Here is a 7,988-nt window from a genome sequence, read left to right on the forward strand (position 1 = left end):
TCGCCGAGCGGCACGTCCAGCGCCCTGCCGACGTCGCGGACGGCCGCCTTGGCGGCCAGCGTGCCGAAAGTAATGATCTGCGCGACATGCCCGGCCCCGTACTTGCGGCTTACGTAGGCGATGACCTCGTCGCGCCGCTCGTCGTTGAAGTCGATGTCGATATCCGGCATGCTGATCCGCTCGGGATTGAGGAACCGCTCGAACAGCAGCCTGTGCTTCAGCGGATCCACATCGGTAATCCGCAGGCAGTAGGCGACGAGGCTGCCCGCCGAAGAGCCGCGGCCCGGACCGGTGCGGATGCCCTGCTCATGGGCGTAGCGGATGAAATCCCAGACGATGAGGAAATAGTCGCTGAAGCCCATCCGCTCAATGACGGACAGCTCGTAGGACAGCCTCTCCCCCGCCTTCCTCAGGAAGCTGCCGCCATCTGCCGGAGAAGCCGTCCCGCCCGCTCCGCCGCTCTCCGCCATGGAAGGTCCGGATCCCGCTCCCCGGTCTCCAGGCGCTACGCCAACCGCGCTTGCCGAGCCTGCCGCTCCCCAAGCTTCTGCGGCGTAACGTTCCGCCAATCCCCGCCGGCAGAGCTCCTCCAGATAAGACGCGGCTGTCATGCCATTCGGCAGCGGGCTGTATTCCGGCAGCGCGTGCTCGCCGAGCCTCAGCACCAGATTGCAGCGCTCGGCGATGCGGACCGTGTTCTCCAGCGCCTGCGGCACGTGGCGGAACAGCCGCCCCATCTCCTCCGGGCTCTTGAGGTAGTTCTGATCGCCATGCATATGCATGCGGTCCGGATCGCTGACGCTTTTGCCGGTGCCGATGCAGATGAGCACATCCTGCACGGCGGCATCCTCCTGCCGCAGGTAGTGGGCGTCATTGGTCGCGACGAGCGGGATGCCGGTCTCTTCCGCCAGCGCCATCATGCCGGCCATTACTTTTTTTTTGCTCCGCCATGCCGTGGTCCTGGATTTCCAGGAAAAAATCCTCGCCGAACGCGCTGCGGTAACGGAGCGCCGCCCTCCTCGCTTCCTCCGGACGGTCGTAGAGCAGATGCTGCGCCACCTCGCCCTGCAGGCAGGAGCTGAGGCAGATCAGCCCTTCCGCATGCCGGGCGAGCGCCTCGTGGTCGATCCGCGGCTTGTAGTGGAACCCTTCCAGATGGCCGATCGAGCACAGCTTCATGAGGTTCCGGTAGCCGGCTTCGTTTTTGGCGAGCAGGATCAGATGGTAGATCGGATTGTCCTTGCGCGTTCCCTTGTCCGCCCTGGAGCCGGCCGTCATGTACATCTCGCAGCCGATGATCGGCTTGATGCCGTGCTTCAGGCAGGACTTGTAGAAGGGAACCGCCCCGTACATGACGCCGTGATCGGTCAGAGCCAGCGAGGTCATGCCGAGCTCCGCCGCGCGCGCCGTCAGGTCGCGGATCCGCGCCGCTCCGTCCAGCAGGCTGTATTCGCTGTGCACATGCAGGTGCACGAAACTCTCGCTTCCGCTCATCGGCTCTCTCCCTCTCCCCATGCGGGGCACACTTGTTCGCTCTTTCCGTCTATCTTATCATAAACAACCCGGCCAAGCCCATAGAATGGAGGAAGGGAGACAAGCGCTCCCTACTATTAGACGAAACAGGTGAGGCGGATGAGCCGAATGAACATGATCTTGACCAAAGCCCTGATCGATTGCTTCATTGCCTTCGGAGTCGTCGTCGGAGGCACGCTGCTCGCGGGCATCGCCTCCGTGCTGGCTTCCTCGCCGCCGTCCCTTATGATGGTCGATACGGCATCGCGCCTGAAAATATGGGCGCTGGTCGCCGCGGTCGGCGGCACGATCGATCCCATGCGGGTCATCGAGAGCAACATATCCCAAGGCCATCTGTCCCCGGTGGCCCAGCAGCTGCTGTTCATCTTCTGCGCTTTCATCGGGGCGCATGCCGGCACGGAGCTGATCCGCATGATCTGCCGGGACGGGGTGTGAGGAGACTCCATGCGCATGCCTCCTTTCGACCGCTTCGCCAGGCTGACCCAAGCGCTCGGCCTCGTCATCTGCGGCATCGTCATCGGCGCCGCCCTCTATCAGGCTCTCTTCCAGGCCCAGTTCGACCGGATCGCCAACCTCAAGAGCGAGCTGGAAGGCCAGCTCAATGAACGGGATAATGAAATCGAGAAGCTGACCAAGTTCAACCAACAGAGTTCCATCATCAAATCGCTTCAGATCCGCTTCGAGGACGGTCCCGTGACGGCATCGCTCGACGAGCCCGCCAAAACGCGGCTGCGGAAAATGCTGCACGACGATCTGAAGGTGCTGGAGGGCCATAGCGTCTTCGACATCGACCGCGAGTCGAGGCTCGCTCGCGAGCTGCTTGCCGGCAAAATTTATAAAGACAAGGACAAGAACCTGCTGCTCGAAATCAAAACGGTGCTCGTCGTTGAAAACAGGCTGCAGGTATGGGTCAGCGTGAGCCAGAAGGGACCGGAAATGAACAGCAGCGCCAAGCAGGACGGATCCCGCTGAAAGCCGCTTCGATAAAGGCCTTCAGGAAAGGATCCCGCTGAAAGCTCCCATTTCGAAAAACTCCACCAGGAGATAAAGGAGTCCGTCGACGGACTCCTCTCCGTGGTCGGAGCGGCAGGCGGGGCAACGCTCGTTGCGGAGCATGATTCCGGAAGCGGACCGGAAGCTTCGAGCATCGGGGCCGCTATGAAATCATTCACGTCTCCATTGTCCGTCCAAGCCCGCAGCTTCGCCTGGCCCCCGCCGCAGCCTGTTCGCGATTGCATCCGCATTCATGGTACAATGGCCAAAAACCGGACTTCGCGTCCGCAAGTTGAAAAAAGGAGCAGCACTCGACCATGAACGATCCCGTCGTATGGCTTCAGTGGATTCTCATCGCAGGCATCGTCCTGACTTCTGCGATGTCCGTCGTCTACAGCTTCAAGTCCCGCCGTTCCTCCGACCCGCGCCAGCGCGCCCTGCACGCCGCCCGCATGAATATCAGCATGGGCAGCATGCTCCTGTTCATCTCGCTGATCCAGATGTTCATGTACAGCGGCTCCACGCTGCGTGTCATCATCGGCTCCCTCTTCATGGTGCTCGGGCTGTTCAACATCTTTGCCGGCCTGCGCAACCGCAGCATGATCCGCGCCTCCATGGAACGCAGCGGCAGCTGAAGCTTGCCGCTTCCGGAACAGCAAAGCCGGCCTGCAATGCCGTGTATACGGCATTGCAGGCCGGCTTTTGTCATTCCCCAAACACGGCGATGAGGATCGAACCCGCTCACGATGCTTGAAGTTGCGCCGCCGGGCCGGGAAACCTGGCATCCCGTACATCGGGGCATCAGCGGGCTCCTCCCCATTTGGAATGAAGCTCAGCCTCCTCTTGAAGACAGACGGCCTCCAAGATGGGGGCTATCATGTACAGCCGCCCTTCGTCCTCGGGAACGGTGATCCGGATCGGCTTCTGCCGGCCCCCGATTGCCAGCGACAGCCGGGGATAGTCGATGGCATGCGCGATTTCCCTCATGCCCCCTCCATGAAACAGCACCTGCCAGGATGATTCGGCGGCGGCAATCCGTTCAACCCCGAGCAGCCTTTGCCGGGTCTCCCCTACTCCTGCCGTCCTCGCGGACAGAAAGGCGGCTTCCGCATCCACGCTCAGTCTCACCGCGCCAGAAGGGCCGGCGACCAGGCAGGCCCGATCGAGCGCTTGGCGAAAAGCAGCCGAGTCCAGGGAAATGCCTTGGACTCCCTCTCCGGATATGTCCTCCTTGATGAACGGCAGGCGGCCTTCCAGCCTCGGGAGCTGAACCTTGGCCCTTCCTGCCGACAGCTGGACCTGGAAAGGAAGGATCGCGAGGGAAAGGGAGGCTCCCTTTTCCATTCCGAGCGCCTTGAGCGAGTCGTGAAGCGGCTTGGCCGGGAGCAGACAGCTCCATCCGGCTCCGCCGCCGCCCCAAGCGCCCATGCGGCAGCTGGCATAACGGACACCGTCCGTCGCCGACAGCTTCCAGGACGATCCACCCGCTTCAATCAGAATGCCGGTCAACGGCAGCCTTGAGCCCGAAGCCGCGGCGGCGAAAAGAACCTGCTTCAGCCTGGAATGGAAGCTGCCGGCATCCAAAACGAAAGCAGGATGGCCGGCGGCATCGGCCAGAACCGGCGGTTCCCCGAATTCGGCAACGGCCAGCCGATGCTCCGACTGCCCGGACTTGATGCGAGCCATGCCGCCCGAAGGTCCTTCAAGCTCAAGCCATTCGCCGTCCGCCTGGCGAATGACGCCAAGGAAATAGCGGGCTGGCAGAGCCAGACATCCGATATGCTCGATTTTCAGCGAGCCGGCATCAACCGGCAATACGGCTTGATGCACGATCCTTCCGGCAGCCGCGCTCACGGCGAGTTCACCTCCGCCCGCGGTCAAATGCAGCTCCCCGGTCCGGAACCCGCCTCCCGCCGGAACAACCTGGTCACATGCTTCCATCAATAGATCCCTCTTGATCATCAGCCGCATCTTCCCGCCACCTGCGCCTTCATCCCATTATTTTCCGCTCTCTTCCTTATCTTCCGCTTCCAGGTTATTAAACTTCTTGTATCCTCAGCTTCTTGTTTTTTCAGCTTCTTGTTTTTTAACTTCTTGTTTTTTAACTTCTTGTTTTTTAAGATTCTTGGTTCTTATTTTCTTCTTCAGCTTCTTCAGCTTCTTCAGCTTCTTCAGCCTCATCGCCCCCTGCAGCGACAGCCGCTTCCAGGAGAACCCGCAGAACCTCCGATCTGGACCGGCCCGTCCGGCGACATCGCCTGTCGATCTCGGCCCACAACGGCTCGCTGAGCGTGAGCGATACCTTGCGCGTCATTCCGATCGCTTTCCTGCCTGCGCCGGAACGATTGCCTCCGCGCGCAAACATCATGGACAGCTGGCCGTCCGGCTCCCGTGGAGCTATTTTCGTGAATTTACGATCCATGGCATGGTCCTCCTTTTTGAATAAAGTTACCATTATCAATATGACTCTATTCATTGTACCATGCGTGCTTATAGTTGTAAATGAAATGGAAAAACGGACAGGGGCGATTCCAACCCGATCTAAAAATCCTCCTGGGCTGTGCGGCAGCAAAACTCTGCTGTCTCGGGGATGCAAAAAAAGCCGCTTTCTCCAAGAGGGCCGGGAAGGCGGCAGCTCATGAAAAAAACGGCCTGTCGTGAAAATGGGACGGCATCAAGACGAGCCCAATCGTCCTGCTGACGGGCCCGGAGCGGAATCCATGATGCCTGACGGCAGATCCATGCCATGCGGATGCAGAAGGCTCGGAAGCCTGTCAATAACCGTCCATCAGCTGCATGGACAGAATCGCCTTGGCCGCCACGCCGGAGGAATCGCTGAGCTGAATTTCCAGCTTGGCCGACTTGCGGCTCATCTCCAGCACCGCAGGCTCCAGATGCAGCTGCGAATCGATGGCGACCGGACGCATGAAGTACGATGTCACGCTCTCGATCATATGGTCGCTCCGCCCGCTCTCCCGGACCATGCGCCGGGAAGCCTGGATCATGAGCGTCGCCAGGACGCCCTCGGATACGGTTCCCGGCGTGCCGGACATCTGCGCCGCGGCTACGCCGGAATACCGGAACGAGCCCTCGTCCTCCCGACGCTCGAAGCCCGCGCCGATGAGCTCGTCGAACGTCTCTCCGGACTCGCCCTGGCGGCCGGTGATCCGCATCGCTTCAAGCACTTCCTGGCGGGTGATGACGCCGAGCAGCTTGCGGTGGCGGTCGACGACGGGCAGCAGGTCGATGCCTTCGGCCGCCATCGTATGAGCGGCCGAGGTGACGGTGATATTGGGGGCAGCCGTGATGGGATGACGGGTCATCAGCCGCTCCAGCGGCGTCTGCGGATCCGATCCGGCCGCATCCTTGGCCGTCATCATCCCCGTGACACGGCCCCGCTCGTCCAGCACCGGAAAGCGGAAGCTGCCCGTAATGCCTGCAAGCCGGTGGAAATCCGCCGCCGTATCCTTCGCGCCAAGCACGTCTGCCGGCCGGCCGAAGCTCATGATATCCTCGATCAGCACGATCTTCTGCTTGATCAGCCGGTCGTACATGGCCCGATTGATCATCGAGGCCACGGTGAAGGTGTCGTGGCGGGAGACGATAATCGGAAGCCCCCGCTCGTCGGCCAGGGCGATGACCTCCTCGCCCGTGCCGAATCCGCCCGTAATGAGCACGCCCGCGCCCTGCTGCAGCGCGGTCCTGTGGGCTTCCTGCCTGTTGCCGACGATGAGCAGGCTGTCTTCGTTGATATAACGGCTCATCGCCTCCAGCTCCATCGCGCCGATGACGAACTTATGCAGCGTCCGCTGCAGGCCTTCGGCGCCTCCGAGCAGCTGTCCCTCCACGATTTCGGCCACGTCGCCGAAGGTGAGCCCTTCAAGCGATCCTCTGCGGGAGCGGTGCACGCGCACGGTTCCGATTCTTTTTTTTGGTCGCGACAAGGCCCGTCTGCTCGGCTTCCTTGATCGCCTTGTAGGCCGTCCCTTCGCTGACTCCATGCTCCTTGGCGATGCCCCGGACCGATATCCGGACTCCCGGCTCCAGCTCCTCGATATGGCGGATCAGCTGTTCGTGCTTCGTCAGTGCTTCCATGGATGGTTTGCCGCCGTTGTCTGAGGCCACCTGCTTCGCCGCCTTTCGCCGATGAAAATCGATATGTTCATTTTAGCAAAAAGCCGCTAAAGTAGAAATGAACGCCTGAACGCGATACCGAAACGGTCCGACAAGGAGAGCCAAGTGTGAATATCGATTCCAGCCTGCTCATGCGCTCAGCTACTCTCTATGTGTTCGTATCCTTTCCTCAGAGCCTCATCTTCACCTGCTTCACCTTCCAGTTTCTCGGCATCCGGACCGAAGGCTTCTGGAAGCGGACTCTTGGATTCGTCGCGGCGTCCTCCCTATATACGGATCTTTTCTTCTTCGAGCTTCCCGCCTGGGCGCATTTCGGCAATACGATCGTTTCCATCGCATTTTTTCTCTGGCTGTTTTTCCGGGAAATGAGTCTGCGGCAGCGCCTGGTGGTGCAAGCGCTGCTGCTCATCTTCATTATCCTGTCGGATATGGTCACAATGGGCGCCGCGGTTCAATTCACCGCCTACGAGAGCGTCCTGAGCGGACCCGTCTGGCTGAAGATCGCCGTCTGCTGGCCTTCCTTCGCCTTGTTCGCGCTGGCGGCGCTGCTGATGGAGCGCCGGAATATCCATCCCGGAACCATGCTGAAGAAGGGCCTTTCAAAAGCGGCAGGGTCGTCGATGTTCTATTTCATCCTGCTCGTCTCCCTGCAGTTCATGCTGCTGGCTCTGCTGTTTCTCGAGCATTATGTCGTCAGCGGCGTCCGGCAGAGCTCTTCGCTCCTTCTCGTTCTGAGCGTCTCGACGATCGCCCCGGTCATCTTCATGGCGCTGCGGCTGATCGCCCAAGCACGCCGCGAAGGGGAAGACAAGGGCGGACAGGCAATCGAAGGCGATCTCGTCCGGATGCTGGCTACGATTCGGGGGCAGCGTCATGATTTCATCAATCATGTCCAGACCATGCATCTCATGCTGAAGCTGGGCAAGCAGGAAGAGCTGAGGGCTTATATGGGAGAGGTGCTGGAGGAGATCGATGCCGTCAACCGGGTCGCCGCCGATCTCGCCGCCTTGCCGTTTCCAGCCGTCGCTGCCCTTCTCAGCGTGAAGGAAGAGGCGGCCAAGAGCCTCGGCATCTCGCTGGACTACGAGATCGCAGATCTGCTTGAGGCAGCCGCGCTGCCTCCGCTCAAAAGCATCGATCTCGTCCGCATTGCGGCGAACCTGCTCGACAACGCCTTCGACGAGGCCGCGGAGTTGCCGGCGGGACAGCGCGAAGTCCGGCTCGAAGCCTTCCTGGACGGGCGCAGCATGACCATCGCCGTCTCSAAGSCGGCGWGCTCCRKGCCGSTCCCGACCGGCCCGATTCATCCGATCTCCCGCCCGCTTATA

Annotated in this window: 7 protein-coding genes and 2 pseudogenes; 4 read left to right on the plus strand and 5 right to left on the minus strand. The window is 61.0% G+C overall.

The genetic code is table 11. The features are described 5' to 3' along the window. Positions 1–929, minus strand: a pseudogene (locus BN871_RS30330) (DNA polymerase III subunit alpha); the annotation flags it as partial. Further along, complete coding sequence (locus tag BN871_RS29305; protein ID WP_053087019.1) at positions 871–1,494, minus strand: PHP domain-containing protein; 624 nt, start codon at positions 1,492–1,494, stop codon at positions 871–873. The gene BN871_RS29305 and the pseudogene BN871_RS30330, both read right to left, overlap by 59 nt. Before the next feature lie 147 nt (positions 1,495–1,641). Between BN871_RS29305 and BN871_RS19915 the strand changes: the two genes are divergently transcribed. The 3 genes from BN871_RS19915 to BN871_RS19925 all read left to right on the plus strand — a co-directional run bounded on the left by BN871_RS19915 (position 1,642) and on the right by BN871_RS19925 (position 3,161). Continuing rightward, positions 1,642–1,968, plus strand: coding sequence for a YtrH family sporulation protein (locus tag BN871_RS19915; RefSeq protein WP_048748490.1), 327 nt, complete (start codon positions 1,642–1,644; stop codon positions 1,966–1,968). A 15-nt stretch (positions 1,969–1,983) separates the two neighbouring features. Continuing rightward, positions 1,984–2,505: a hypothetical protein gene (locus BN871_RS19920; RefSeq protein ID WP_048748491.1), complete on the plus strand. Its 522-nt coding sequence runs from the start codon at positions 1,984–1,986 to the stop codon at positions 2,503–2,505. Between the two features lie 338 nt (positions 2,506–2,843). Beyond that, on the plus strand, positions 2,844–3,161 hold the full coding sequence (locus BN871_RS19925) for a YtpI family protein (protein ID WP_048748492.1): 318 nt from the start codon (positions 2,844–2,846) through the stop codon (positions 3,159–3,161). Between the two features lie 166 nt (positions 3,162–3,327). On the opposite strand, the gene BN871_RS19930 is transcribed toward BN871_RS19925, so the two are convergent. From BN871_RS19930 to BN871_RS19940, 3 genes and pseudogenes are all read right to left on the minus strand, one after another. Then, complete coding sequence (locus BN871_RS19930) at positions 3,328–4,467, minus strand: DNA polymerase III subunit beta (RefSeq protein WP_198158074.1); 1,140 nt, start codon at positions 4,465–4,467, stop codon at positions 3,328–3,330. Positions 4,468–4,642: 175 nt separating this feature from the next. Beyond that, positions 4,643–4,948, minus strand: coding sequence for a ribbon-helix-helix protein, CopG family (locus tag BN871_RS19935; protein ID WP_021881916.1), 306 nt, complete (start codon positions 4,946–4,948; stop codon positions 4,643–4,645). Positions 4,949–5,300: 352 nt separating this feature from the next. Further along, positions 5,301–6,621: pseudogene (locus tag BN871_RS19940) on the minus strand (DRTGG domain-containing protein). A 146-nt stretch (positions 6,622–6,767) separates the two neighbouring features. Here BN871_RS19940 and BN871_RS19945 point away from each other — a divergent pair. Next, positions 6,768–7,988, plus strand: a 1,221-nt coding sequence (locus BN871_RS19945) for a sensor histidine kinase (protein ID WP_048748494.1), incomplete at its 3' end; no start/stop codon positions are given.

It is taken from the genome of Paenibacillus sp. P22, from assembly GCF_000469945.2.
Lineage (GTDB): Bacteria > Bacillota > Bacilli > Paenibacillales > Paenibacillaceae > Paenibacillus_O > Paenibacillus_O humicus.

Excerpts from the sequence above, each read along its gene's own strand:
- BN871_RS19915 (WP_048748490.1), top strand. The coding sequence starts at position 1,642 with ATGAACATGATCTTGACCAAAGCCCTGATCGATTGCTTCATTGCCTTC.
- BN871_RS19935 (WP_021881916.1), bottom strand. The coding sequence starts at position 4,948 with ATGGATCGTAAATTCACGAAAATAGCTCCACGGGAGCCGGACGGCCAG.
- BN871_RS19930 (WP_198158074.1), bottom strand. The coding sequence starts at position 4,467 with ATGGAAGCATGTGACCAGGTTGTTCCGGCGGGAGGCGGGTTCCGGACC.
- BN871_RS19920 (WP_048748491.1), top strand. The coding sequence starts at position 1,984 with ATGCCTCCTTTCGACCGCTTCGCCAGGCTGACCCAAGCGCTCGGCCTC.
- BN871_RS19925 (WP_048748492.1), top strand. The coding sequence starts at position 2,844 with ATGAACGATCCCGTCGTATGGCTTCAGTGGATTCTCATCGCAGGCATC.
- BN871_RS29305 (WP_053087019.1), bottom strand. The coding sequence starts at position 1,494 with ATGAGCGGAAGCGAGAGTTTCGTGCACCTGCATGTGCACAGCGAATAC.